This is a genomic window from Streptomyces sp. NBC_00086 (assembly GCF_026343255.1).
In the GTDB taxonomy this organism is placed as follows: domain Bacteria; phylum Actinomycetota; class Actinomycetes; order Streptomycetales; family Streptomycetaceae; genus Streptomyces.
The window spans coordinates 2,454,850-2,480,787 of record NZ_JAPELZ010000001.1 but is presented as its reverse complement, the minus strand read 5'-3'; the positions used below and the strand labels follow the sequence as shown (position 1 = coordinate 2,480,787).

The window sequence follows — 25,938 nt, the reverse complement described above, 5'->3', positions numbered from 1 at the left end:
CCGGCGGCCCCCGGTCCCCCCGCCCGGTTCCGCACCACCCCTGCCTTCGGACATCCCAGGAGTACCCCCATGCGCAAATGGCTGCCGTTGACGGCGGTGTGTCTCGGAGCCTTCATGCTCCTGGTCGACGTCACGATCGTGACCGTCGCCCTGCCCGACATGGCCGCCGACATGAGCACGGGCTTCTCCGGCCTCCAGTGGGTCATGGACGTCTACGCCCTCGCCCTGGCCGCCCTGCTGCTCGGCGCCGGATCGCTCGCCGACCGGATCGGCCGGCGCCGCGTCTACCTCGGGGGGCTCGCGCTCTTCGCCGTCGCCTCCCTCGCCTGCGGACTGGCCCAGGGCCCGGCCGCGCTCATCGCCTTCCGCGCCGTCCAGGGCATCGGCGGCGCCGCGATGTTCGCCACCACCATGGCCCTGCTCTCCTCCGCCTACCAGGGCCGCGACCGGGGCGTCGCCTTCGGCGTCTGGGGCGCCGTCAACGGAGCGGCCGCCGCGGCCGGTCCGATCCTCGGCGGGCTGCTCACCGAGCAGTTCGGCTGGCGCTGGATCTTCTTCGTCAACCTCCCGGTCTGCGCCCTCGCCGTGTACGTCACCCTCAAGGCCGTCACCGAATCCCGCGATCCGCACGCCAAGGGCCTGGACCTGCCCGGGATGGCCACCTTCACCGCCGGCGCCGCGGCCGTCACCTACGCCCTGATCCGCGGCGGCGAGAGCGGCTGGACCTCCGCCGGCACCCTCGGCCTGTTCGCCCTGGGTGCGGCCTCCTTCGCCGCCTTCGTCCTCGTCGAACTGCGCGGCTCCCGGCCGATGCTGGACCTCTCGCTCTTCCGCAGCCCGGTCTTCGCCGCCGTGATGACCGCCTCGCTGCTGATGTCCGGCGCCGCCTTCGGGTACCTGATGTACGTCTCCCTGTGGCTCCAGAGCGCCGAGGGCATGGGCCCGGTCGGCGCGGGACTGGCCCTGCTGCCGATGAGCCTGGCCGCCTTCCCCGTCTCCGCGGCCTCCGGCAAGCTCCTGCACGGGGCCTCTCCCCGGATCACCATCGGCGGCGGGCTGTTCCTCATCGCGGCCGGGGCGCTGCTCCAGGGCTGGATGCTGGACGCGGGCGACGGCTGGACGGCGCTGGTCCCGGGCCTGGCCGTCACCGGCCTGGGCGTCGGACTGATCTCCCCGGCGCTGGCCGCCGCCGCGATGGGGGCGGTGCCCCCGGCCCGGGCGGGCATGGCGGGCGGGGCGCTGAACACCGCGCGACAGCTGGGCATGGCCCTGGGCATCGCGGTGCTCGGCGCGGTCTTCCACGCCGGGCTGGCCGACGGCCTCGCCGGCTCCGGGCAGCCGCACGGCACGGCCGCGGCGCTGGCCGGGGGCGGGGCGGCGCGGCTGCTGGACACGGTCCCGGGGGCCGGGCCGTGGGTCGAGGCGGCCTTCGCGAACGGGCTGCGCGACACCTTCTGGGCCTCGGGGGCGATGGGCCTCGCGGGGGCGCTGATCCTGGTGGTGCTGGTCCGCCGGCCGGCTGCCGGCACCACTGCCCCTGCCGCCGCGGCCCCGGTGCCGGTGCCGGCCCCGGTCCCGGTGCCCGGTCAGGCCTCCGATCCGGCGGAGCGGGCCGCGGTCTGAGCCGCCCGGGCGGGCGTACGGGGCTGCGCGCGAAGGCCCGTACACCCGCCCCGCCGGCCAGGGGACCGTGAGGGTGAACCTTCGAACGTACTGCCATGCCGAATCGTTTCTGCGTGCGCGTGTGCTCCTACGCTGCCCGCGGATGCCCACCGCACCAGGCATTCGAGGAACCCGAGGAACCCGAGGAACGGACTCCCCAATGCGTCTTCGCACCACCGCCACCGCACTCGTAGGCGCTCTCGCGCTGGTCCTGCCGACCGCCGGGCTGTCGTACGCGAACGACCACGACGACCGCGAGTACCTCGGCACGCTGCACTACCGGTACAGCGACGACGGTGACACGCGGCACGGCCGCATCGAGCCCGCCGACAACGACACCTGCTACCAGCTGACGAACGCCTCCCGGAACCACCCGGCCTTCTGGGTGCGCAACGACACGGACTCGCTGGCGGTGCTGTTCGAGGACCGCTCCTGCGGCGGCCGCGCCGTGGAGACGCTGGAGCCGGGCGAGCGGGCCGACGACCTGGAGGTCCGCTCGGTCTTCTTCAAGCCGACCGACGAAGAGGACCACCACGGCCGCCACGATGGACGGCACGACGGACGCGACGACTGGGACGGCGACGAGGACCGCAGCATCGGCGGGCGCGCCGCCGGAGCGGACGTCTCCACGCCGGACATCCTCGACCGGGTCTTCCGCTCCATCGGCTGATCCATGGCAACAGCTGATCCACGGCGACAGCTGATCCACGGCGACAGCTGATCCGCCGCGCCGGCTGCGCCGCGGCCGCCGAGCCGGAAGGGCCCGGCACCCCGCTCGGGGGTGCCGGGCCCTTCTCGCGCCGTGTTCCCAGGCTTCCTCAGCCGGCCGTAGGCCGGTCCGCGCCCGCCGCGAGCCAGTGCACCACGTCCGCGGCCGTGTAGGGCTCGGCGTTCGGGGCGAGCTTCGGGAGGAAGGACAGGTCCTTGCCGATCGTCACCAGCGGGGGCTCCACCCGGCCGTGCGGCCGCCGCTGGGCCAGTCCGATCGTCGCCAGCAGGCCGTTGCACAGGCACTGGCGGCCCTTGGTGTCGGCGGCATCGCCGCCCTTGCGGACGTACGCGGCCACCGGCTCGGCCGCGCACCGGTAGACCAGACCGCGCGGACCCCGTACGGGGGTGCGCAGGAACCCGAGGTCGCAGACCCGGCGCCGGGCTTCGGACACCTCCGGCTCGGAGACCGTCCCCGGCAGGTCCGCCACCTTGAACGGGAAGGACGTCGGCGAGGCCTCGGGGTCGTTGCGCACCGAAAGGGTGCCGGTGTGGGCCCGGCCCAGCAGCTCCTCGCGCAGGTGACGGGCCATCCCCGACTCCTCGCACAGGGCGAACGCGCTGCCGATCTGGACCCCGGCCGCGCCCTCGGCGAGCGCCCCGGCCACGGCCTCGGGGCTGGCCTGGCCGCCGGCGAGCCAGAACGGCAGCCCGAGCGCCGCCATCTTGGCGAGGTCGGGGCTGTCGCGCGGGCCGTAGACCGGCTCGCCGTCCTCGTCGAGCTTCATCGGCCCGCGCGGCGGGGCGCTGTGGCCGCCGGCCTGGCTGGTCTCGATCACGAAGCCGTCGGGGCGGGTGATCTCGTCCCGGGCCAGGTAGGTGGCCAGGACCGGGAGCGAGACGATGGCCAGCACGCGGGGGCGGCGCAGCGGGCCGGGCAGGTGGCCGGCGAGCAGGGCCGCGGGGTCGAAGAGGTGCTCCAGGGGCTCCTCGTCGCCCTCCACATGGATCTTGCTCACGCAGCGTTCGTAGCGCGCCAGCCTTGAGGCGAGGGCAGGGATCTGACCGGGGACTCCCGCGCCCACGAGCACGTAGTCGACGCCTGCCAGGATCGCGCCGAACATTGCGGGGGCCGTGGCGAGCTGGATCTTCTCCAGGTAGTTGATGCCGATGACACCGTCATGTCCCTCCTTGGCGAGCCAGACCTCGACGAAGTTGCCGAGGACGGTGAGGATCTCGGCCTGCGACCCGCCCGTGGCCCGCAGTCGCGGGGTGGTGCGCATCGCCACGCCGTCCGCGAGGCCTTCCTCGCGGAAGTAGAGGTCGAGGGCGGACTGGGCCAGTTCCGGCAGCGGGAAGGCCGCCAGGGCCCGGCGGGCGTGGCCGCCGGGGTCGCCGGTCTGCAGCACGCGGGCCAGTACGACGTCCAGGGCCGTCCCGGAGACCACGCCCAGCTGGCCCTCGCCGGAGACGGCCTTGGCCAGCCGCCAGCCGGAGACGCCGACGCCCATGCCGCCCTGGATCAGCCAGGGGTGCTGCGCGGCGGGGGCTGTCGTGGGGGTCTGCGGCATGGGTCACGTCCTCGGATCACCCGAACCTACGGTTCCGTAGGTTCGCTGATTTCCACTATGACGCCGGCCCGGCCGGCCGGCGGGCGCCGAAGGTCCTGGCCCTGGGGGTACGTGGACCCCGGTGGCCGGGGCCAATGGAACAGGGCCGCCCGGGGAGGTCTTCTCCCGGGCGGCCCCGTGGTCTAGCGGTTCAGCTCTGGTTCACGCACGGCCCCGGTGGGGGTCAGAAGGTGAGCTTCCAGCTGTCGATCTTGCCGGTGTCGAGGTTCGCGTTGTCGTTGACACGCAGCTTCCAGACGCCCTGGGCCACCTCGGAGGAGGCGTTGACCGTGACGGCCTTGATGATGTTGTCCGCACTGCCGCCACTGCGGTTGTGCAGGTTGTACAGGGTGCCGTCGGGGGCGACGAGGTCGACCTTCAGGTCACCGATGTAGGTGTGGAGGATGTTGAGGTCCACCTTGAGGGTGGTCGGAGCGTTGCCCGTGCGGTTCACGGTGATCGGGGAGTCGACCGTCGCGTTGTCGGCGATCGCGTAGTCGGTGGTGTTCTCGAAGACGTTCGGCTGTGTGGTGCCGACCGTCCAGGTGAACGCCGCCGTCCCGGTCTGGTTCGCCGAGTCCTTCACCGTGACGGTCACGTTGGACGTGCCGGCGGTGGAGGCCGTACCGGAGATCAGGCCGTTGGAGGAGTTGATCGACAGACCGGCCGGCAGGCCGGTCGCCGTGTAGGTCAGCGCACCGGGGTTGGTGCTGGTGGCCTGGATCTGCAGGCTGACGGCGCTGCCCGTGACGGTGTTCTGGTTGCCCGGGCTGGTGACCGAGACGCCGTTCTGGGGGCGGGCGCCGACGTTGATGGCGGCCCAGGCGTGAGCGGCGTTGGTGTACGTCGCCGAACCGGCGCCGTACAGGTCGGCAGCGGCCTGCAGGGTGGCGGTACGGGCGGCCGCGTAGTTGGTGTTCGACCTGAACAGACCGGTGGTCAGGGCGCGGAACCAGATCTTGGACGCGGCGTCACGGCCGATCGCGGTGACCGGCAGGCCGTCGGAGGTCGGCGAGTCGTAGCTCACGCCGTTGACGACCTTGGCGCCCGAGCCCTCGGAGGCCAGGTAGTACCAGTGGTTGGCCGGGCCCGAGGAGTAGTGGACGTCGATCGAGCCGATGCCCGAGTACCACGCGTCCTTCGACGAGCCGTCCTTGCTCGGCTTGTCCATGTAGCGCAGCGGGGTGCCGTTGCCGCGGATGTCGATCTTCTCGCCGACGAGGTAGTCGCCGACGTCCTGCGGGTTGTTGGCGTAGAACTCGACCGCCGCCGCGAAGATGTCGGAGGTGGCCTCGTTCAGACCGCCCGGCTCACCGCTGTACGTCATGTTGCCGGTGACCGAGGTCAGGCCGTGCGTCATCTCGTGCGCTGCCACGTCGGTGGAGGTGAGCGGCTTGGCATTGCCGTCACCGTCGCCGTACGTCATGCAGAAGCAGGAGTCGTCCCAGAAGGCGTTCACGTAGTTGTTGCCGTAGTGGACCCGGCTGTACGGGGAGACCCCGTCGTTGCGCAGGCCGTTGCGGCCGTGGACGTTCTTGTAGTAGTCCCACGTCACCTGCGCGCCGTAGTGGGCGTCGGCGGCGGCCGTCTCCAGGTTGGCCGGCAGGTTGTTGCCCCAGACGTCGTCCGTCCCGGAGAACAGGGTGCCGGTGCCGGAGGTGGCCCGGTTCAGGTTGTTGGTCTTGTGGCCGCCGCGCGAGGCGTCGGTCAGCGTGTAGTTGCTGCCCGACTGCGCGGTCCCGATGGTCACCTGGCCGCTGTACATGGTGTTGCCGGTGCCGGTCTCGATGCCCTGCCACTCGGTGATCTTCGCGCCGGTCTTGGCGTTGGTCACCACGTGCAGCTCGCTGGGCGTGCCGTCGTGCTGCAGGCCGCCGACGACGGTCTCGAAGGCGAGGACCGGAGCGCCCTCGGCCGCCCAGATCACCTTGCGGGCGCCCTTGGTGGCCTTGGCGTCCTTGGCACCCTCGGCCTTGGCGGCGGAGAGCGCCTGGCCCTCCGCGGCGGAGACCGCGACCGTGGCGGTGGTGTCCACCTTCAGGTCGTGGTTGGTGGCCTTGGTGACGCTCTTGGTGACGCCGCCCTTTGCGTGGATGGTCAGGTCACCGCCGAGCACCGGTATGCCGTTGTAGGTGCGCTCGTAGGTGGTGTGGGTGGTGCCGTCCACGTCCTTGACCACGTCGCGGACGACGAGCTTCTCGCCGCTGCCGAGGCTGAGCGCCTTGGCGGCCTGCGCGGTGGTGGAGTTGGCCTCGGCCAGGAGCGTCGCACGCTCCGAAGCGCTGAGTTTGAGATTGGCCGCGCCCGGGTTGGCCTGGGCGACCGATCCGACCTGCGACGCGGTGGCGTCGGCGTTGGCGGATCCGGTCTGGATGCCTACGGCGAGGAGAGCGGCCGCGGCAACAAGCGCGCCGGCCGTGGTGGCACGCCGCTGGGGGGTGGGACTCAACGCAGACTCCTTCTGCAAGGGGGGTTCCGGATGGCTGGGTGGGCCTCCGGGCAGATCGGGCTGGTGCGAAGAACGGTCGAAGAGTGCCACTTGAGCGACGTGATGTCAGGGCCGCGTCAAAAGGTTGGCCGGAAATCGTTCGTTGTCCGAAGAGACGTATCCGGTATGCGGAACATTCACTTTGGAATGAGAAAGAGGGGTCCCAGGGCCGGAATCCGGGCCACCGGCGTCTAACGCTTGGGCAACAAGACGCCCGGTTCGTGGAAACGGCATTTACCGTACGGGTGTTTGTCGTACTGTTTCCCGGTGCGTCTGATGTCCACTGCCTGGGGAAGCCGGGGACCGGCGCCACCGTCATAGACCACGTGCCAGGGGGGCCCATGAGGCATGTCCATATACCTGTGCAAAGAGTGGCCGGAGCGGCCCGGGCAGCGGCGATGCCGGCCCGGGGCCTCGGCGACAAGGCCCGTTGGTACCTGCCCGCAGCGGTCGCCGCGGACCTGATCGGCGCGGGAGTCCCCGTCGGCCTGGTCTTCGAGGCCGCTCAGCAGGCACGGCCCCTGTTCTGCGCCCTCGGCGCGGCCCTGGCCTGGACCGGCGTGCAGCTGATGCGACGGCGCTACGCGGGCCGCGCGCTCGGCGAATCCCGGGGAGTCCTGCCGGTCGTACACGACTGGCTGATTCTGATCGGCGTACTCGCCGTGGCCCGTGTGATCACCGGTGAGAACACCCCCCGGCTGTCCGCCCTGGGCGCGCTCGTGCCCGCCCTGCTCGTCACCGTCGCCTGCCACAAGCTGACGTACCGCCACCTCTCCGCCGCCCGCCGCGAGGCACAGGCGGTGAGCCGGGTGCTGGTCGTCGGCGAGCCCGATGCCGCGGAGTCCGTCATCGGGCACCTCGCCGCGCGCACCGACCACCCGTACGTGGTGGTCGGCGTGGTCCCGGTGGGCCCCGGCTCGATGGACAACGGGGTGCCCGTGGCCGCGCGGCTCGGCTCCACGACGGCCCAGACGCCGAACGGGGACTCCACCGCCGTGCTCGGCGCCGTCGCCGCCCACCGCGCCGACCTGGTGCTCGTCGCACCGGGGGCCCGGCTCGCCGGGGAACGGCTGCGCCGGATCTCCTGGGCCCTGCACGACGCCGGGCTCGACCTGGCCGTCTTCCCCGGCCTCGTGGAGGTCTCCGTCAAGCGGTTGGAGACCCTGTCCGCGGGCGGCCTGGCCATACTGCGGGTGGCGCCGCCGGTGAGCCGGGGCGTACAGCCCATGCTGAAGTCGGTACTGGACCGGGCCGGCGCGGCGATCGGACTGGTCCTGCTGTCGCCGGCCTTCCTCGCGATGGTCCTGGCGATCCGCTTCGGCTCGCGCGGTCCGGCCTTCTACCGGCAGCGGCGCATAGGCCGCGACGGGGTCCCGTTCGTCATGTGGAAGTTCCGCACGATGGTCGTGGACGCCGACGCGCGCAAGGCCGAGCTGTCGGGGGCCAACGAGAACGACGGCCTGATGTTCAAGATGCGCCGCGACCCCCGGGTGACCCGGGTGGGCCGGCTGCTGCGCCGCACGTCCATGGACGAACTGCCGCAGCTGATCAACGTGGTGGCGGGCAACATGTCACTGGTCGGCCCGCGCCCCCCGCTGCCGGAGGAAGTGGCCGAGTATGACGAGGTCGAACTGCGCCGGCTCGCGGTGCGGCCCGGGATGACCGGGCTGTGGCAGATCAGCGGGCGCTCCGACCTCTCGTGGGACGAAACCATCCAGCTCGACCTGCAGTACGTGGACAACTGGTCGTTCACCAGTGACGTCGACGTCATGGGCCGCACGCTCCGCGCCGTGGTCGACGGTCGCGGAGCGTACTGAGGCACCGGGGAACCTCGCTTTGGGATCAGCTCTGCCCGCGGGTCTGCTCGCCGCCCTGCGCACCGCTCTGCTCGCGCCACCAGGCGTACGTGGAGGCGATGCCCTCGCGCAGCGGGACCGCGGGCTTCCAGCCGAGCCCGGTCAGCCGGGTCACGTCCAGCAGCTTGCGGGGCGTGCCGTCGGGCTTGGAGGTGTCCCAGGCGAGCCGGCCGCGGAAGCCGGTCACCTCGGCGACGGTCTCCGCGAGGGCCTTGATGGTCAGGTCCTCGCCGCAGCCGATGTTCACCGGCTCGGCGCCGTCGTACTCGCGCAGCAGCACGGCACAGGCCGCGGCCAGGTCGTCCACGTGCAGGAACTCCCGGCGGGGCGTGCCCGATCCCCACAGCGTGACCTCCTCGCGCCCCTCGGCCGTCGCCTCGTGGAAGCGGCGGATGAGGGCGGGCAGGACGTGCGAGGACTCCAGGTCGAAGTTGTCGCCCGGACCGTAGAGGTTCGTGGGCATGGCGGAGATGTACGAGGCCCCGTACTGCTTGCGGTACGACTGGACCTGGACGATGCCGGCGATCTTCGCCAGGGCGTACGCCTCGTTCGTCGGCTCCAGCGGGCCGGTCAGCAGGGCGTCCTCGCTGATGGGCTGCGGGGCCAGCTTGGGGTAGATGCAGGAGGAGCCGAGGAACAGCAGCCGGCCGACCTCCGCGGCGTGCGCCCCGGCGACGACGCTCAGCTGGATCTTGAGGTTGTCCTCCAGGAACTGCACCGGGAACGTGCTGTTGGCCATGATCCCGCCGACCTTGGCGGCGGCAAGGACCACGGCGTCGGGCCGGACGTCCCGCAGGTACGCCGCGGTCGCGGCGGCATCGCGCAGATCGAGGTCGGCGCGGCCGCGGGTGAGCACCTCGTACCCGTCGGCGGTGAGCCGGCGGACGACCGCGGACCCCACGAGGCCGCGGTGGCCGGCGACGAAGACGCGGGCGTTCGGAGGCAGGAACGGCGAACTTGTCATACCGCCGATGATGCCAGTCCGCTGTCCGCGGCTTTACGGGGGAGCCCCGGCCCCGATCCGGTGCTGAACACCCCGGGCCCCGGCCCGGTCCCCGCCCCGCTCCGGCCCCCGGTCCTCAAGCGCCGGACGGCTGGATCGGCTGCGCCGGGAGGTCCCGGTGGGCAGGCGGATTTCGGGTGGCACCGGCCAGTCCGGTACATACCGACCTGCAAGGGGGCGAGGGGGCCCGATCCGGCGGGAGGGGCTCCGGACGGAACGTGTACGGTACCCATCCGGTACCCGTCCCCAGCCCCCTGGGGGCGCGCCCGCGCAGACCCGTACGACGAGGCGTGACCCCGGGCCACATCCGGGGCCGCGCCCCGAGCCACACCCGGGGCCCCGCCCCGAACCGCAGCCCCCGCACTCCGGGGCGCAGCCACGACCGCACCGCAACGATCCCCAGGGGGACCCCATGGGCAAGACCGCGCTGATCACCGGCGTCACCGGGCAGGACGGCTCGTACCTCGCAGAGCTCCTGCTCTCCAAGGGCTACACGGTGCACGGTCTCGTGCGGCGGTCCTCCAGCTTCAACACGGAGCGGATCGACCACATCTACCAGGACCCGCAGACGGCGAACCGTTCCTTCGTGCTGCATCACGCCGACCTCTCCGACGGCGTGGCCCTGGTGAACCTGCTCCGCGAGATACGCCCCGACGAGGTCTACAACCTCGGCGCCCAGTCGCACGTCCGCGTCTCCTTCGACGCCCCGCTCTACACCGGCGACGTGACCGGCCTCGGCGCCCTGCGCCTGCTGGAGGCGATCCGGGCCAGCGGCGTGGACACCCGCATCTACCAGGCCTCCTCCTCGGAGATGTTCGGCGCCACCCCGCCCCCGCAGAACGAGGCCACCCCGTTCCACCCGCGCAGCCCGTACGGCGCCGCGAAGGTGTTCGCGTACTGGACCACGGTGAACTACCGCGAGGCGTACGGGATGTTCGCCGTCAACGGCATCCTCTTCAACCACGAGTCCCCGCGCCGCGGCGAGACCTTCGTGACGCGCAAGATCACCCGCGCGGTCGCCCGGATCAAGGCGGGCCTCCAGGAGAAGCTCTACCTCGGCAACCTCGACGCCGTCCGCGACTGGGGCTACGCCCCGGAGTACGTGGACGCCATGTGGCGGATGCTCCAGCAGGACGAGCCCACCGACTACGTCGTGGCCACCGGCGTCGCCGCCACCGTCCGCGAGTTCGTCGAGGCCTCCTTCACCCACGCCGGTCTCGACTGGAACGAGCACGTGCGCTACGACCCCAAGTACGAGCGCCCCAGCGAGGTCGACGCCCTGATCGGCGACGCCTCCAAGGCCCATGACCTGCTCGGCTGGAAGCCGACGGTCCTGGTGGCCGAACTGGCCAGGATCATGGTGGATTCCGATATCCGGCAGGTCGAGGACCAACTGGCGGGCGCCAGCGTCCGCATCGACCGCTGAGGCCATATATTTCGCCTACGATTTGCCCTGTCCCGGTCGTTCGCGCAGTTGTCGGCGGGTGTGACCGGGGCATAACTGCCGTATGTCCGTAGTGCTCCATCCGTGCCGGACCCGTTGGTTCCAAGTTGGTAGCAATGGGTCGAGCGTGGTGACCAGGCCCTCGCGTGAGCCCTAGTCTGCGCCAGTACATATGGCTGATCTGATACTTGTCGAACCAGCCATTCAAGCCGGGCGATTGCCCTGGGGGGCTCATGCGTAGATCCAGAGGGCTGACTGCTGCCCTCGCCCTGTCACTGGCCGGTGCCGGCACCGCGATAGGCCTGGTGCTGATACCCGAGGCGTCGGCCATCACGCAGCCGGTGGCCTTCACCGCCGACGACCTGCCGACGTGGCAGCCCAACGGCATCGTCTGGGCGATGGCCGAGGCCAACGGCACCGTCTTCGCGGGCGGCACCTTCTCCGCCGTCCGCCCGCCCGCCGGCGCCGCCGGTACGGAACAGGAAGCGGTCAACTTCGTCGCGCTCGACGCGGCGACCGGCGCCCCCACCTCCTGCAAGCTCTCCTTCACCGTCGGAGAGGGCAGCGCGACCGTGCGCGCGCTCACCGTCTCGAAGGACAAGAAGACCCTCTACGCGGGCGGCTACTTCGGTGCCGTCAACGGAACCCCGGTCTCCAGCGTCGCCGCCATCGACATCGCGACCTGCGCCCCCAAGGCCTCCTTCGACCCGAAGTTCCCGGCCACCGTGCGCGCGCTCGCCGTCTCCGACGACACCCTGTACGCGGCGGGAGACTTCAGCACCGTCGAGGATGCGCCCCGCGAGCGGTTCGCCGCGGTCGACGCCACCTCCGGTGCGGTCAAGCCCTTCGTCGCCAACGCCGACGAGCCCGGCCGTGCGCTCCAGCTCAGCAACGACGGCAAGAACATCCTGCTCGGCGGTGACTTCTTCACCGTCAACGGCTCCCAGAGCCACGCGCTCGCCGTCGTCAACGCCACCACCGGCGCCGTCGCCAAGACGTACGGCACCATCCCCTCGATGTCGGTCATCAAGTCCATCGCGGCCGACGCCACGGGCTACTACACCGGCGCCGAGGGCACGGGCGGCTTCGACGGCCGCGTCGCCCTCGCCCCCGACTTCAGCGAGAAGTGGCGCGACCAGTGCCTGGGCGCGACCCAGTGGGTGCTGCCGTACGACGGAGTCCTCTACAGCTCCTCGCACGCGCACAACTGCACCTCCGAGGGCCAGTTCCCCGACGGCAAGCGCCACTTCCTGCTGGCGCAGCTGACCGACTGGGGCAACGGCGGCCTCGACGCCCCCGCGGCCGTGAACGGCTTCGTGCGCAGCCCGGCGAAGCTCGGCTGGCACCCCACCGCCAACGACGGCCTCGGCGAGGGCATCGGCCCGCGCGTGATGGCCGTCGCGGAGAAGAACACCACCAAGTACATGTGGGTCGGCGGTGAGTTCACCCTCATCAACGGCAAGGCCCAGCAGGCACTGACCCGCTTCGCCTCCACCGGCGACGTCGGCGCCCCGACCACCCCGGTCGCCAGCGTCTCCAGCGTCAAGCCCGGCGAGGTCCAGGTCCGCTGGCGCGCCAGCTACGACGCGGACGACAACAAGCTGACCTACCGCATCTACCGCAACGGCTCCGCGACCCCGATCGCCACCGTCAGCGCGAACTCCCTGGAGTGGCTGCGCCAGCAGGCCTCCTGGACGGACGCCACGGTCAAGGCCGGCGCCTCCTACAGCTACCGGGTCACGGCCACCGACGCGGCGGGCAACACCAGCGCCCTGTCGGCCACCGTCTCGGTCGCGGTCCCGACCTCGGTCACCGCGTACCCCCACCAGGTCCGCGAGGACGGCGCCAACCTGTACTGGCGCTACGACGACGTGGTCAGCCCGTACGTGGCCGACTCCTCGGTCTCCGGCAACACCAGTGGCATCCAGCTCAACGCCCCGGCGCTGCGCCAGACCCCCGGAGCGCTCACCGGCGCCAGCACGGCCATGGGCTTCAACGGCACCAGCCAGCAGGTGTACAGCGACCACCGCCAGACGGTCGGCAGCAGCTACACGCTGGAGACCTGGTTCAAGACGAACACCACGCGCGGCGGCAAGCTGATCGGGTTCGGCAACAACCAGGACCGCAACAGCAACAATTACGACAAGAACATCTACATGACCAACACCGGGCGGATCTTCTTCGGGGTCAACCCGGGCTCGGCGAAGACCGTCTCCACCGGTCTGTTCGACACGTTCAACGACAACAAGTGGCACCACGTCGTCGCCACCCAGGGCCCCGCCGGCATGGCGCTGTACGTGGACGGCCAGTCCAAGGGCACCCTCAACGTCACCGGCTCCCAGCAGATCGAGGGCTACTGGCACGTCGGCGGCGACAACCTCGCCGGCTGGGCCTCCCGGCCGACCAGCAACTTCTTCGCCGGCCAGATCGACGAGACGGCCGTCTACCCGAAGGTGCTGACCGAGGCCCAGGTCAAGAACCACTACAACCTGGCGAAGGCCGCCACCGACACCGTCTCCAAGGTCACCGCGACCGAGGACACCTACATCAACCAGGGCGCCCCCAGCACCGCCTACGGCGCGTCCACCTCGCTGGCCGTCCGCGGCACCGCGGCCTACGAGACGTACCTGCGCTTCGACATCCCGGCCGCCCCGGCCGGTACGGTGCTGAAGTCCGCGTCCCTCCAGATCAAGACCACCACCTCGACGAGTGCCGGCACCATCGACACCGTCTCCGTGGTTCCGGTCACCGGTACCTGGAGCGGTGCGGGCACGACCTTCAACACCAAGCCCACCCTGGGCACCACCCCGCTCGGCTCCTTCGCGGGCGTGCCCGAGGGGACGGCGGTGCAGAGCGTCCCGCTGAACACCACCGCGCTCTCCGCGGTGCTGGGATCCAGCTACAGCCTGGGCCTGACGAGCACGGGCGGCGACGCCCTGTGGCTCTGGTCCTCTGAGTCCACGGCCGTGGACGCCAAGCCGCAGCTGACCCTCACCTTCGGCGCGAAGTAACCGCTCGACGGAGTGCGGGGCCCGGCCGTTTCGACGGCCGGGCCCCGCACGCACATCTCATACGTACGGGAGCCACCTGATGTACCGACGCTCCGCGGCGGCCGCTGTCCTGCTGGCCGCCGCCCTGACGCTGACGGCCTGCAGTTCGGGCGGCGACGGCAAGGCCGAAGCCTCGGCCGCCTCGCCCAAGCCGCCGGCCGCCTCGTCGGCCCCCGACCCGGCCGACGCCACGGACACCCCGGCGCCGCTCTCGCCGGACGCGAAGCCGACGGGTCCCGTCCTGCCGGACACCAAGCTCGTCCCGAAGACGGGCAGCTTCACCGCACCCGAGAAGCAGTACCTGAGCGGCAGGGTCCCGGAGAAGATGGACCCGGCGGCCGTCCTGCAGGGCGGCCAGGAGGCCTGCCAGCGGGTGGAGCGCACGGCGAAGCGGGACAAGGACGCGGCGGTCGGCGCCCTCGTGGCCGGGGAGATCCCGGGCGCGAAGGACGCGATCACCTTCCTCTGCCCGGAGCAGAAGCCGGTGCTCGACGCGGCGTCGAAGGGCTTCCCGGACGGTACGAAGGCTTCCCCGGCGGCGGGCACCTACCGCGCGCTGACCCAGAGCACGACCTGCTCCTGGGAGGCCAAGTCCAAGGACGGCGCCGCCCTGGCCTCGGGCCCGCAGGCCCCCCTGAAGCCGGGCGACAAGATCACCGCCAAGATCCCGGCGGGCACGGCCCAGTTCGTCTCCAACGGCTGCTACGCCTGGATCCCGGCGTAAGCGCCCGCACCACGAGAACGCCCCCGCTGCCCGACTCCCGGGCGGCGGGGGCGTTTTCGTTCCCGCATCGGGGGCATCCGACCCTCCACACGACGGGGCTGCACCCCGTCCACGACGGTGGAGGCGAATGCGATGAGGGGCATCAGCGGTTGCATAGGTTTGATCGTGGTGGGGGCCATCCTCACCTTCGCGAGCGACTGGCAGCTGCAGAGCGTGAACCTCGACCTGGTCGGAGTCATCATGATGGTCGCGGGCGCGATCGGCCTCGCGGTCTACGCGAGCGTCCTCAAGCGCCGCCGCGTCGGCGCCCTCCCGGTGGTCGACGAGACCCGCCGCGGGCTCTGAGGCGCAGGCACCTCCTAGGCCCGGTAGGGCGCCAGCAGCTCCTGTGCGTAGGCGTCCTCCGGGGCGAAGTCCCTGACCGCCCGGGAGGCTTCAGGGGCTCGCCCCGTCTCGCACAAGAGCTCCACGAGGTGGTACAGGGCGCCACGGTCGCCACCTCCGGCACGCTCCGACAGCGCCTCGGCCATCCTTCTGTCGCGAAGCGACTTGTTCAGCCTTCGGCGTGCGTGCACATCGGTGAGTGCGAGGTCCGCGAGCTCGGTGAACCGCCCCGCGCGGACGAGCAGATCCATGTGCCACAAGTGGTGGGCGTGCGCGGAGGAATCGGTGGAGTAGCACTCGGCGTGAACGGGGACCATCCCGATCGCCGCGTCCCAGTCCCCGCGCCGCTCCGCTGCCAGGGCCTGCTCGTACCACGTCATGGGACGACCATCGCGGAGAGGACCCCGGGACCACACCGTGGGGTGGTCCCGGGGACCGGCGGCTCCTGGCGGAGCTTTCCGCAGGGCCGCGGGCGTGTCATCGGCGCAGGGCGCCCTCGTACACCGGCAGCAGGGTGTCCAGGACCGCGTCCATCGAGAAGGCGGACGAGGCCAGTTCGCGGGCGGCCTTCGAGGCCGTGGCGTTCCCGGCCGGGTCCAGGAGGGACAGGATCGCTTCCGCGACCCCCGCCGGGCCGGGTTCGACCGCGGCGCCGGCGCCCGCGCGGGCGATGTCGCGGGCCAGGCCGTTGGAGTGCGTGACCACCGACGGGACGCCCACCGACAGGGCTTCCAGGACCGACATCGGGAACGGTTCGTCCACCGAGGGCAGTACGTAGACGTGCGCGCGGCGCAGCTCCGTCAGGACCTCCGTGCCGGTCAGGGCGCCCGGGACCGTGAAGCGGGAGGAGAGGCCCAGGGCGGTGATCCGGGCGCGGACCGCCGCGAGTTCGCCCTCGTCCGGGCCCGCCACCACGAACTGCGCGTCCGGGTGCGCCGCCAGGACGGCCGGGGCGGCGTCCACGAAGTCCACCGGGCGCTTGCGGGCCTGCAGGCGGGCCGAGTAGAGGATGCGCGGGGGCCCGGACAGGGTGGGGCGCTCATCCTGGGCCGGGGTGCCGTTGACGAGGCGGACGGTGTTCGGGAGCGGCGCCCCGACCACCGCGTCGAGGCCCTCGCGCTCGTGCGGGGTGAGGTGGAGCAGTGCGTCGGCGCCGCGCAGCAGGCGGCGCACCGCCAGCGCGTCCAGCACCTTGGCCAGCAGTTTCCCGCTCGGGTCGACCATGCCGTGGGTCTGCAGGACCAGCGGCTTGCCGGCCCGCAGCGCCGCCAGGGCGACGGGCAGGGTGACCAGGTCCCGGGCCAGGTGGACGTGGACCAGGTCCGCGCCCCGCACCAGACGGCCCGCGGAGGCGAGCAGGGCCGGCGAGGTCATCCCGCTGAAGCCGAGGGGGAGCAGGCGCCGGGCGGGGAAGAGCTTGGCCGGGACCCCTTCCACCGAGGTCGGCCAGGGGTCCGGGAAGCCCTCGCCCAGCGCCAGCAGGTTCGCCTCGTGCCCACGGGCCCGCAGCCCCTTGGCCAGGTTCAGCGCGACCCGCACGGGTCCGCCGAAGGCGTGCGTGGGGGAGTGCAGGGTGACGGCGTGCAGGACTCTCATACGGGCTCCTCCACCGGGCGGCGGTGCCCGTCCTGGGTCTGCAGGGTCAGCGCGGGGAGGTCCTTGTGGACCACGGACCCGGCGCCCGCCACCGCGCACCGGCCGATGGTCACACCGGCCAGCACGGTGGCCCGTACGGCCACCCACGCGCCCTCCTCGACGGTGATCGGGGCGTTGCGGTAACGGAAGTCGGCGGCCCGGTGGTCGTGCGAGCCGGTGCACAGCAGCGCCTCCTGCGAAACGCAGGCGTGCGCGCCGATCGTCACCGGCTCCAGGTTCAGCACCCAGGCACCCTCGCCGATCCACGCGTGGTCGCCCACGGTCAGCTTCCAGGGCCACAGCACCCGCACCCGGTGGCGTATCAGCACGCCGTCGCCTATCTGCGCCCCGAAGGCACGCAGCAGCGCGACCCGCAGCCGGGCCGGGCACAGCCAGCTCATGAAGAGCGTGTTCATCACGGCGAACCAGAGCGCCTGCGTCAGCCGCCCGCGCCCCTTGTCGTATCCGGCCAGCGTGAAGGCAGGAAGATCACGCACAGGCACCCCTCGTACTCCGGCCCCCGACGGCGCCTTCGAAGGCGCCTCCCCGGGCGCCGAGCGCTCAGACTAAGACTTGATCCGCAGTTCACCAAAGGGTGAGCTGCGGACTGCACGCGGGGCGGGGACCGGGCTTTCCGGCGTGGCCGCGCAAGCGTGGCTCATCCGGGGTCGCTTGGTTCCGCTGGCCGGCGGTTCGGGGAGCAGAGGTCTCACGGCCTAGCCGTGGGACTGCCACGCGACCCGGCCGCCGGAGCGGTTTCGGGCTCGGTGTGGTTGACTCCCGCAGCGCTTCTTCCAGCGCTTGCGCATAGGTGATCTGAACGTGCTGGGACACGGCGGTGTCCAGGTAAGCGGTCTTGGGGTCGGCAATGTCAGTGAAGCGGACGAACGCGGCCAGCGCGGCGGAGACCAGATCCCGTTTGCCGGTGAGGCCGCACGCCGTGCACTTGTGCTCGCGGTCCCGCAGGTTCTTGGTGACGCGTGCGCCGCACAGGCAGTGCTGCGACAGGGCCGTCGACCAGGTGGAGGCCCGGACCAGGCGACCGCCGGCGGCCTCGCACTCGGCCTTGAGGGCAGAGATGAGCATGCCGGGTGTGGTCTGGGAGAGGCGTTTGCCCCAGAGTCGGTACCAGGTGCGGATGTCGCAGTCTTCGACGACGAGTGCGGGGCCGTGGGCGGCGATGATCTCGCGGGCCACCAGACGGGCGCGGTGGCGGCGGTGCTCGGCGACGCCGGCGGCGTGTTCGGCCTGGCGGGCACGCTGCTTGCGGTAGTTGCCGGAGAGTCGGTCACGGCGGAACGCCTGCTTCGGGACCCCGTCGGACCGGGCGGCGCGGGCACCGCCGGGCACGGTCACGGCCTTGGGTCGCAGAGCCTTTTCGGCGCGCCGGGCGGCCTGCTTGGCCTGCTTCTTGGACAGCCCGTACTGCGCGATGTTCGTCGCACGACGGGAGCGCTCCAGCGCCCGCGCTCGGTCCCGCCGCTTCTTCGCCTGCCTTTCCAACAGGACCCGCTCGGATTCGGTGAGCGTGATCTCGGTGGAGAAGGGTCTGCCTCCGGTGAGATCGGCGGGGAAGGAGACGACCGAGAGGTTGGAGACGTTGCCGTCCACTCCGCCGACTCGGTCGAGCCGGGCGGCGCGGTCACGCATGGTCCGCACGCTGGGTGCGGTGTATCCAGGGCCCAGAACCATCAGGTGCGCCTCGTAGACCCAGCCGCCCGGCGCGGACGCCTTCCGGCGGCGTACGAGGTCCACCTTGTGCCAGCGGCCGGGGCTGGAGAGGAAGTGCTGCACCCGAGTCCACTGGCCGGGCTGCTGCGGGATGCGCACGGGAAGTACGAGGTCACCACGGGCGCTTCCGGGTCCTCCGGCGAAGACGACGGCGAGGGGGCCACTGTGGTCCCACCACGTCGTCTTACGGGTGGCGGGCTTGCCCGAGGCGGTGACGATGCCCGTGGGCACGCGGATGTCCGGCACCGTGGGCTTCGGCATCCGGCGCGGCTGCGTCAGCGCGTGCCGGCCGGCGGCGGCGTAGGCCGAGGCATGACCGAGGAGGGTGCCGACCAGGCGGAACGTCTCCCACTTGTTCTCGCTCGTGTGGGAACGGGCACGGCCCGGAATCCGGGTGAAGTCGTGCCGGCGGCCCACCTTCGGGCGGCCGAACCGCTGTCCGGTGGCGTCCGGGAACAGGTGCCGCGAGACGCCGTTCCACACCTCATCCGCCATGTGCATCGCGAGAGCCTTGGATACGTGGTGCTTCAAGTGCCCAGAGTCTTCGAGGTGCTTGTACGCGCACCGCTCCAATGCTTCACGGGACAGGCCGAGGCGCTGCCGTGCGGCCTTCGCCCCGCGCTCCTCGCGCTCGTGGAAAGCGGCCCAGTAGGAATCGACCTTGGCGCGGGCGTCGCGTTGGAGGGCCCGTTTGACCGACCACATCGCCCCGAACAAGTTCTCCAGCCGGGCCAGGTCGCCAGGGTCGGTGACGGCCAGCGGCAGCACCATTACCGACACGGTCCCGTTGTTGGGCTTGGTCCACTTCTGGGCCTTGTTCTTGCCCCGAAACCTCCGCGTCCGAGGAGCGTTCAGGGGCTCACCACTGACGCTATCCGGAGCCCGGTACACGGTCGCGGACGCGCGGGCGACCCGACCGGTCTCCCCCTTGCCCGATACGACCTTCCGGCGCCACACCCACTCCCCCCGCCCCACACGCCATCTACAGTCCGATCATCGGACCCGCATACGAAACGAGCCGAACCCCGTCAAGGACACGCGGCGCCACAAGGAGTCGGTTCCTGCACGAGCTCAAGATCGAGTACGCGCAAATGCGGAACACGTCTTAGACTGCGCCCGGATCAGGCACAGGGGGTGGGGGCAAGCGTGGCGACCGATATACGCGTGACCGCCGCCAGGTCGGCGCCGCCGCGGCCCGGCGACGACAAGAGCTGGGGCAAGGTCACCACGCCGCGGACGCTGCTCTCCCGGGCGCTCTCCGTCCCGCTGGCCCTGGGATTCACCGTCTTCCTGCCCCTGTTCGTCGCCGTCCAGCCCGGCGCGGGGCAGCACGACGCCGCCTTCTGGCTCCAGCTGCTGCTCACCATGTACGCGGGCGCCCGGCTCTCCGCGATGGTCCTCACCAGCCGTCGCAAGCTGCTCCAGGGCTCCTTCTGGCTCTTCGTCTACATGGCCATGGGCGTGGCCCCCCTCGCCCAGGCCGTCCTCGGGCAGGTCCCGACCCCCGTCGTCGGCCCGCGCTCCGACCTCACCGCCGCCATCGCCCTCGTCCTGCTCGGCTGCGCCGCCTTCGACGTGGGCGTGCTGCTGGCCCGGCACCGGCCGGCCGGCCGCGTGGGAGGTTCGCTGAAGGAGCCGCGCCCGGTCATGGCGCACCGGCGGCGGCTGCACCTGCTGACCGCCCTGGCGTTCCTGGGCAGCGCGGCCCTGATCGTGAAGCTCGGCGGCCCGGCGGTGTTCTTCTCCAGCCGCCAGGAGATCATCGCGGGCATCGAGGAGGCGGGCGTCTCCCAGGACGGCCAGGCCGGCCAGGCGCTGCTGCGCGGCTTCGGCACGGTCCCCGCGCTGCTGGCCCTGCTGCTGTACACGCGCTGGCTGATCACCTCGAAGTTCGCCCGCCGCAAGGTGTCGATCATCGTCACCTGGTCGGCGCTCGCGGTCCTCAACCTGATCGTCAACAACCCGATCTCCAACCCGCGCTACTGGTTCCTCACGGTCATGTTCGCGCTGCTCTTCACCGTCTTTCCGGTGAGCGCCGCGATGTACCGGGTGGCGCTGTCCATGGCCGTGGTGATCGCCCTCCTCGTCTTCCCCTTCGCGGACCGCTTCCGCTATGACGAGAAGAACTACAAGCCGGTCGAGACGACCTCCTTCCTGGAGCCGATGGCCCTCAAGGACTACGACCAGATCGGCATGTTCGCGAACACCATCACCTTCTCGGAGTCCGGCCCCGGGCATTCCTACGGGCGCCAGCTCGCGGGATCCGTCTTCTTCGCGGTGCCGCGCTCGGTGTGGTCGGGCAAGCCGCGCGACACCGGCGTGATGGTCGGCCAGTGGATGGGCACGGTCAACACCAACCTCTCCTCCCCGATCTGGGCCGAGCTGTGGATCGACTTCGGGCCGCTGGGCATGGGCGCCGGGCTCCTGGGGATGGGGTACGCCTCCGCCCGCGTCGACCGGCGGTACGCGAAGCGCGCCCGGCGCAGCTCGCCGCCGGGCAGTCTGATCTCCACGGTGGTCCCGCTGGTCGCGGGGTACTCCTTCATCCTGCTGCGCGGGCCGCTGCTCCAGGCCTCGGGCCGGATCGCCATCGCGGGGATCTGCCTCGCGCTCGTGGCCACGTACCGGCAGGACAAGGCCACCGCCCTGCGCTGACGGCCAAGTGCGCAACCGCTCCACAAGTGCAACCGCTCAACTTGTGCATCGAATACGCGGCGCCGGTACAGTGGAGTCATGACCGAACCGGTGGGGCGCCGCGAGCGCAAGAAGGCCATGACCCGCAAGGCCCTGGCCGATGCCGCACTGCGCCTGTTCCTGGAGCACGGGTACGACAAGGTCGGCGTCCGTGACGTGGCGGAGGCGGCCGACGTCTCGGTGACCACGCTCTTCAAGCACTTCCCGAGCAAGGAAGCCCTGGTCTTCGACGAGGACGAGGACATCGAGGCCGCGCTCGTCTCGGCGGTACGGGACCGCGCGCCCGGCCAGTCCGTCCTGCACTCCCTGCGCGAGCACTTCGTGGAGACCCGGGCGTCCCGCCGGATCGACGATCCGGCGGTGATCGCCCACATCACCCTGGTCCGGGAGACACCGGAACTGGTGGAGTACTGGGACCGGATGTGGCGGCGCCACGAGTTCGCCCTCGCCGCCGCCATCGCGGCCGAGACCGGCGCCCCCGAAGGCGATCTCCGGTCCGCCGCACTGGCCCGGTTCGTGATGGACACCGCGAGCCTGATCCGCGGCCAAGAGGACCAGCGGCAGGCCATGCGGGACCTGTTCGACCTGATCGAAGCGGGCTTCGGGGACGCCCCGGCCTGACCCGGCGGGCCGGGAAGCGGGCCGGGAAGCGGACCCGGCCCCCGCCCGGACCCGGTGCCTCAGGCCGCCCGGACCTGATCCGCGGAGGTGGCGGCAGCCGGTGCGGCAGCCGGCAGCCGGGCCACGCGCAGCCAGCCCGCCGCGGCCTTCGAGGCGGAGCCGAGGGCGAGGCCCCACGCGGCCCCGGCCACGCCCCAGACGGCGTACCCGCCCAGCAGCAGCCCGACCGACAGCAGCGAGAAGACCACCTGGAGCGAGAGGGTGGCCTTGGGGTTCAGCACCCGCAGGGTCAGCAGCGCGCAGGTGCCGAGCCCCATGACGGCGTACTGCGCGCCCGTCGCGGGCAGCAGGGCCGCCGCCGCCTGCCAGGTGTCGCCGAGCAGTTCGCGGCCGGCCCGCTCGGGCAGCGCGTACAGCACGGCTCCCCACGCGGCGCCGGTCACCGCGAGCGCGCCGCCCATCAGGGCGGTCAGCCGGACCACGCCCCGCTTCCCGGAGGCCCGGCCGACGACCGGCGGGCCGAAGGAGTTCGCGGAGTTGAAGAGCACGTTCAGCGGCCCGAAGAGGGTGGTGGCGCCGCGCAGCGCGCCGACGGCCAGTGGGCTCGCGAAGACGCCGAGCCCGAGGACGGCGAGCTGGCTGGAGCCGTTGCCCACGGCGAACTCCACCGCGAACCGCTGCCCCAGGTACCCGCGCCGCAGGTACGGTCCGAGGTCCGAGGAGCCGCCCCGCACCGAGGGCCGCAGCAGCCACAGGCCGAGCGCCAGCGCGGGCAGCGCGGAGACTCCCCACACGAGCACCAGCCGCCAGGCCGGGGCGCCCTCGGGCTGCAGGAGCAGCGCGGTCACCACGCAGGCGAGGCGCAGCGCGTCGGCCGCCAGCGCCCGCTGGGGCGCCCGCAGGGCGGAGAAGCAGTAGCGCAGCCCGTCCTGCAGCAGCACCAGGGGCAGTACGAGTCCCAGCGCGAGGAACGCCCGCCCGGCCGCCCCGGGCAGCAGCAGGCCCAGGAGGGCCAGTACGGCTCCCACCGCCGCGGAGGCGGCGCCGGTGAAGGCGAGGCCCGAGCGGCAGGCCGTGGCGAGCCGGGCGGTGCCGGGTTCGTCCTTCTCCAGCACCAGGGTCTGGCCGACGTAGGCCATGTTCAGGCCGAGCAGCACGGTGAAGGTCACGTAGACCATCGAGAAGTCGGCGAAGCCGGCCGCCGAGGAGAGCCGGGCGGCCAGCACCAGGACGAGGATGTTCGTGGCGCTGGACGCGGCCTGGTCCAGTACCGAGGCGACCGCCGCGAGGCCGCGCCGGCTCACCGCCGGCCCGTGCGGACCGTACGCAGGGCGACCGTGTCACTCCCGTCGCCCGGGATGTGCTGCGCGGGGTCGGCGGCCGCCACCTCGTAGGGGATCGGCTGCGGCTCGCCCCGGCGCGGCGCGGAGGGCGGGCCGGGGGCCGGCCGGGGCTCCTCGGCGGCGGGGCCGCCGCCCTTGGGGCTCCTGCCGAGGCCGCGCTTCTTCTCGCCCGGCAGCGGCGCGTGCAGTACGGCGCCCAGTACGGTGCCGCCGGCCCCGCTGATCAGCTCGCGGATGCGGGAGAGGTCGGTGCGGCGCACCGCACCGGGGTTGCAGACCACCAGGACGCCGTCGACGCGGTCGACGAGCGCGAGGGCGTCGGCGTACGAGAGCACGGGCGGGGCGAGCACCACGACGGTGGAGTTGGGGGAGTCGGCCTCGGAGATCAGCCGGGTGGCCCGCTGCGAGGTCAGCGCGCGGGGCACGTTGCGCACCCGCTCGCCCGGGATCAGGTCGAAGCTGCCCGACTCGCCGGCGTCCACGAGGAGCTGGCGGCCGTCGGGCCACTCGGTCTCGGCGTGCTGCGCGCCCGCGCCGCCCTGGGACTTGCTCCAGCGCGGCCGGCCGGCCGCGTCGGTGGGCAGCTGGCTGGCCAGCACCGGGGTGCGCAGGTCGGCCTCGATGAGGAGCACGTCCTTGCCGGTCTCCGCGAAGGAGGCGGCCAGGTTCACCGCCACGGCGGCGGCGATCTCGCTGCTGCCGCGCGGGGCGACCACGAGGAGGCGGCGCCGGTCCGCGAAGCGGGCGTCGTAGGCGAGGCGGAAGGCCACCGAGCGGAACTCCTCGGCCAGCCGGGGGTCCTCCTCGCCCGCCGCGAGCAGCGGCCCGCCGTCGGCCTTGCCCCGCGGCAGGGAGCCCAGTACGGGCGCGCGCAGGGCCCGGGCGACATCGCCCTCGGAGCGCGGAGCCGGGTCGAAGACGAGGCGCACCCAGGCGCCGAGCAGGCCGAGGGCCAGACCCACGGCCGCGCCCAGCGCGAGCGACATGGGCAGTCCGGGGCCGTCGGCCCCGTGCGGCGGGACGGCGGAGCTGGTGACCCGGCCCGGGGTCATGTCCAGGGCCTGGAGCTTGGCGATGTTGCCGTTGAGGGTGTTGATCTTGCTCTGCTGGTCGGTCTTGGCGGAGTACGCGGCGTCGCGCGCCGGACCGGCCGGCATGCCGGTGATCTGCTTGGACAGCTCTTCGAGCTGCTTGGCGACCGGATCGCGCTGCTCCTGGTAGCCCTTGACCATCTTGTCGCGGGTGGCGTCGAGGGCCTCCTGCCGCTTGAGCAGGTAGGCCTCGGTCATCGCGTTGGCGCGCTTGGCGGCCTCGGTGGGCGAGCCGGCGGTGTAGGTGAAGCGCAGCACCATCGTCTGCGGGGGGTTGGTCACCTGCAGACCGGCGCGCAGGGCCGAGAAGTCGGTGGCCGAGACCCCGAGCTTCTTCGCGGCCTCGTTGGCTATGGAGCTGGAGAGCGCGACCTGGCGCTCCGAGCCGATGTTGATCGCCTTGTCGGGGGCGAGGCTCGGGTTGAAGGGGTCGTCGGTGGGTGCGCGCAGCACGATGTCGGCGGTGGCCACGTAGGTGTCCGCCGTGGAGACGCCGAGGTAGACCCCGCCGAGCAGGCCGATGCCCACGCCCGCGCCGATGAGCCGGCGGTAGCGCAGGAGCTGGCGGAACTGGTCCCGGAGCAGGTCCGGTTCGTCCTCGGCCGGAGCCGCTGCAGGGCGGTTGGTCTCGATCACGGCCGGGGACCCCCAAGTGCTTCGTCCATCAGTGCGTCGATGCGGGCCAGGCCCGCCTCACGGCTCAGGTGCGCCGCCACGTGGCGCGGCCCGGCCGCCCCCAGCGCGTCCGCGCCCGCGGGGTCCTCGGCCAGTGCCCGTACGGCCTTGAGCAGGGCCTCCGGGTTCTCCGGCGGTACGAGCACCCCGGCGCCCGACCGTTCCACTTCCTGGGCGGTCCCGCCCAGTGCGGCGACGGAGGCGACGACGGGGCGGCCGGCCTGGAAGTAGGAGGTCAGCTTGGACGGCACGCTCATGTCCATCACGGCGGCGTGCTGCGTGACCGCGAGCACGTCCGCCGCGGCGAGGATATCGGGGAACTCGCCGTCGGCGGCAGGGGGGATGATGTCGAGATTGGGAACATCGGCCGCCAGGTCGGCGAGGGCGGAGCGCTGGCTGCCGTCGCCCATCAGGACGAAGCGGACGCTCGGGTCCAGCCGGGCGGCGCCGACGAGGACCTCCAGGCCCTGCTTGAGCCCCATGTTCCCGGAGTGCAGGACGACGGTCTGGCCGGGAGCCCACCCGAGGTGGTGGCGGGTCCGGCCGCGCGGCTTGGTGGGCAGCGCCACGTGGGACCAGTTGGGGACGAGCCGGATCCGCTTGGGGTCCACGCCCATGCCGACGACCCGGTCGACGAAGGTCTCGTGGATGACGCCGACGAGGGCGGCGCGCTTGAGGGCGTGGGCCTCGGCCCGCCCGGCGAAGGCGGCGGCCTTGTCGCCGCCGCTGATCCCGCTCTGCGCGGCGGCGGCGCCCATCAGGTCTTGGACGACCGGGACGAAGGGGACCTTCCAGCGCGCCGCGAGGCGCGCGGCCAGCAGGCCGCCGGCCAGGCTCGGCATCTGGGCGAGGACCGCGTCCGGCTTCGGCATCCGGGGCGGGGCCACGGAACCGTGCAGCAGAATCGATCCTTCGAAAAGTGCGCGACGCAGGGCGGTCTGGCGCGGAGGCACGGTGTGCGCACGCCGGTGCACGGTCACGCCCGCGCGCTGTTCCGTGCGCCGTAGCGCCCCCTTGTACTCCGGCTCGACGGACCAGGCCGGGTAGTGGGGCATGCCCGCCAGGACATGGGTGTCGTGACCGAGACCCGCCCAGTGCTCCGCGATCTGGGTGGCGTACGGGCCGATGCCCGTGTGCTCGGGGGCGTAATTAGTGGAAACCAGCAGTAGGCGTCGCTGACCGGATTTCGACACTCGACGTCCCCCTCTCACCTGGATGA

General features: G+C 72.1%; 19 protein-coding genes. 9 read left to right on the top strand and 10 right to left on the bottom strand.

Going from position 1 to position 25,938, the window contains the following annotated elements:
- Positions 1 to 69 precede the first annotated feature (69 nt).
- Both OG276_RS10800 and OG276_RS10795 read left to right on the top strand, forming a co-directional pair.
- The gene (locus OG276_RS10800) at positions 70 to 1,623 is read left to right on the top strand and encodes an MFS transporter (RefSeq protein ID WP_266904323.1); all 1,554 of its coding nucleotides are present in this window, start codon (positions 70 to 72) and stop codon (positions 1,621 to 1,623) included.
- A gap of 199 nt (positions 1,624 to 1,822) precedes the next feature.
- Entirely contained in the window at positions 1,823 to 2,332 is a 510-nt protein-coding gene (locus OG276_RS10795) for a hypothetical protein (RefSeq protein WP_266904321.1), read from the top strand.
- A gap of 148 nt (positions 2,333 to 2,480) precedes the next feature.
- Here the strand turns inward: OG276_RS10795 and OG276_RS10790 are convergent, their stop codons facing one another.
- Both OG276_RS10790 and OG276_RS10785 read right to left on the bottom strand, forming a co-directional pair.
- Positions 2,481 to 3,941, bottom strand: coding sequence for a nitronate monooxygenase (locus OG276_RS10790; protein ID WP_266904319.1), 1,461 nt, complete (start codon positions 3,939 to 3,941; stop codon positions 2,481 to 2,483).
- A 223-nt stretch (positions 3,942 to 4,164) separates the two neighbouring features.
- Complete coding sequence (locus tag OG276_RS10785) at positions 4,165 to 6,429, bottom strand: M4 family metallopeptidase (protein WP_266904317.1); 2,265 nt, start codon at positions 6,427 to 6,429, stop codon at positions 4,165 to 4,167.
- A 380-nt stretch (positions 6,430 to 6,809) separates the two neighbouring features.
- On the opposite strand from OG276_RS10785, the gene OG276_RS10780 reads away from it, so the two are divergent.
- A complete protein-coding gene (locus tag OG276_RS10780; protein ID WP_266904315.1) occupies positions 6,810 to 8,285 on the top strand; it encodes a sugar transferase in 1,476 nt (491 codons plus the stop codon).
- Positions 8,286 to 8,310: 25 nt separating this feature from the next.
- Here OG276_RS10780 and OG276_RS10775 read toward each other — a convergent pair whose 3' ends face one another.
- Entirely contained in the window at positions 8,311 to 9,288 is a 978-nt protein-coding gene (locus OG276_RS10775; RefSeq protein ID WP_266904313.1) for a GDP-L-fucose synthase, read from the bottom strand.
- 451 nt (positions 9,289 to 9,739) lie between these two features.
- Here OG276_RS10775 and gmd point away from each other — a divergent pair, with 451 nt between their 5' ends.
- The 4 genes from gmd to OG276_RS10755 all read left to right on the top strand — a co-directional run bounded on the left by gmd (position 9,740) and on the right by OG276_RS10755 (position 14,890).
- On the top strand, positions 9,740 to 10,753 hold the full coding sequence (gene gmd, locus OG276_RS10770; protein ID WP_266904311.1) for a GDP-mannose 4,6-dehydratase: 1,014 nt from the start codon (positions 9,740 to 9,742) through the stop codon (positions 10,751 to 10,753).
- Positions 10,754 to 11,004: 251 nt separating this feature from the next.
- Entirely contained in the window at positions 11,005 to 13,782 is a 2,778-nt protein-coding gene (locus OG276_RS10765) for a LamG-like jellyroll fold domain-containing protein (RefSeq protein ID WP_266904309.1), read from the top strand.
- Positions 13,783 to 13,861: 79 nt separating this feature from the next.
- Positions 13,862 to 14,545, top strand: coding sequence for a hypothetical protein (locus OG276_RS10760; RefSeq protein WP_266904307.1), 684 nt, complete (start codon positions 13,862 to 13,864; stop codon positions 14,543 to 14,545).
- Positions 14,546 to 14,677: 132 nt separating this feature from the next.
- Positions 14,678 to 14,890 carry a hypothetical protein gene (locus OG276_RS10755; protein ID WP_250744801.1) on the top strand — a complete coding sequence of 71 codons (213 nt, stop codon included), beginning with the start codon at positions 14,678 to 14,680 and terminating at the stop codon, positions 14,888 to 14,890.
- 14 nt (positions 14,891 to 14,904) lie between these two features.
- On the opposite strand, the gene OG276_RS10750 is transcribed toward OG276_RS10755, so the two are convergent.
- The 4 genes from OG276_RS10750 to OG276_RS10735 form a co-directional block, all read right to left on the bottom strand.
- On the bottom strand, positions 14,905 to 15,309 hold the full coding sequence (locus OG276_RS10750; RefSeq protein WP_266904304.1) for a hypothetical protein: 405 nt from the start codon (positions 15,307 to 15,309) through the stop codon (positions 14,905 to 14,907).
- Positions 15,310 to 15,406: 97 nt separating this feature from the next.
- The gene (locus OG276_RS10745; protein WP_266904302.1) at positions 15,407 to 16,525 is read right to left on the bottom strand and encodes a glycosyltransferase; all 1,119 of its coding nucleotides are present in this window, start codon (positions 16,523 to 16,525) and stop codon (positions 15,407 to 15,409) included.
- Positions 16,522 to 17,061, bottom strand: coding sequence for a WcaF family extracellular polysaccharide biosynthesis acetyltransferase (locus OG276_RS10740; protein WP_266904300.1), 540 nt, complete (start codon positions 17,059 to 17,061; stop codon positions 16,522 to 16,524). The genes OG276_RS10745 and OG276_RS10740 overlap by 4 nt, the downstream gene beginning before the upstream one ends.
- Positions 17,062 to 17,149: 88 nt before the next feature.
- A complete protein-coding gene (locus tag OG276_RS10735; protein WP_266912690.1) occupies positions 17,150 to 19,066 on the bottom strand; it encodes a zinc ribbon domain-containing protein in 1,917 nt (638 codons plus the stop codon).
- Positions 19,067 to 19,459: 393 nt separating this feature from the next.
- Between OG276_RS10735 and OG276_RS10730 the strand changes: the two genes are divergently transcribed.
- A complete protein-coding gene (locus tag OG276_RS10730) occupies positions 19,460 to 20,950 on the top strand; it encodes a hypothetical protein (protein ID WP_266904298.1) in 1,491 nt (496 codons plus the stop codon).
- 78 nt (positions 20,951 to 21,028) lie between these two features.
- On the top strand, positions 21,029 to 21,610 hold the full coding sequence (locus OG276_RS10725; RefSeq protein ID WP_266904296.1) for a TetR/AcrR family transcriptional regulator: 582 nt from the start codon (positions 21,029 to 21,031) through the stop codon (positions 21,608 to 21,610).
- 59 nt (positions 21,611 to 21,669) lie between these two features.
- Here the strand turns inward: OG276_RS10725 and OG276_RS10720 are convergent, their stop codons facing one another.
- Genes OG276_RS10720 through OG276_RS10710 form a run of 3 tightly spaced genes read right to left on the bottom strand, consistent with a single transcriptional unit; the run spans position 21,670 to position 25,882 of the window.
- Positions 21,670 to 22,914: a hypothetical protein gene (locus OG276_RS10720; protein WP_266904294.1), complete on the bottom strand. Its 1,245-nt coding sequence runs from the start codon at positions 22,912 to 22,914 to the stop codon at positions 21,670 to 21,672.
- Positions 22,911 to 24,680, bottom strand: a complete 1,770-nt coding sequence (locus tag OG276_RS10715; protein ID WP_266904292.1) for a lipopolysaccharide biosynthesis protein — start codon at positions 24,678 to 24,680, stop codon at positions 22,911 to 22,913. The genes OG276_RS10720 and OG276_RS10715 overlap by 4 nt, the downstream gene beginning before the upstream one ends.
- Entirely contained in the window at positions 24,677 to 25,882 is a 1,206-nt protein-coding gene (locus OG276_RS10710; RefSeq protein WP_266912688.1) for a glycosyltransferase, read from the bottom strand. Before OG276_RS10710 ends, OG276_RS10715 begins: the two co-directional genes overlap by 4 nt.
- Positions 25,883 to 25,938: the final 56 nt, after the last annotated feature.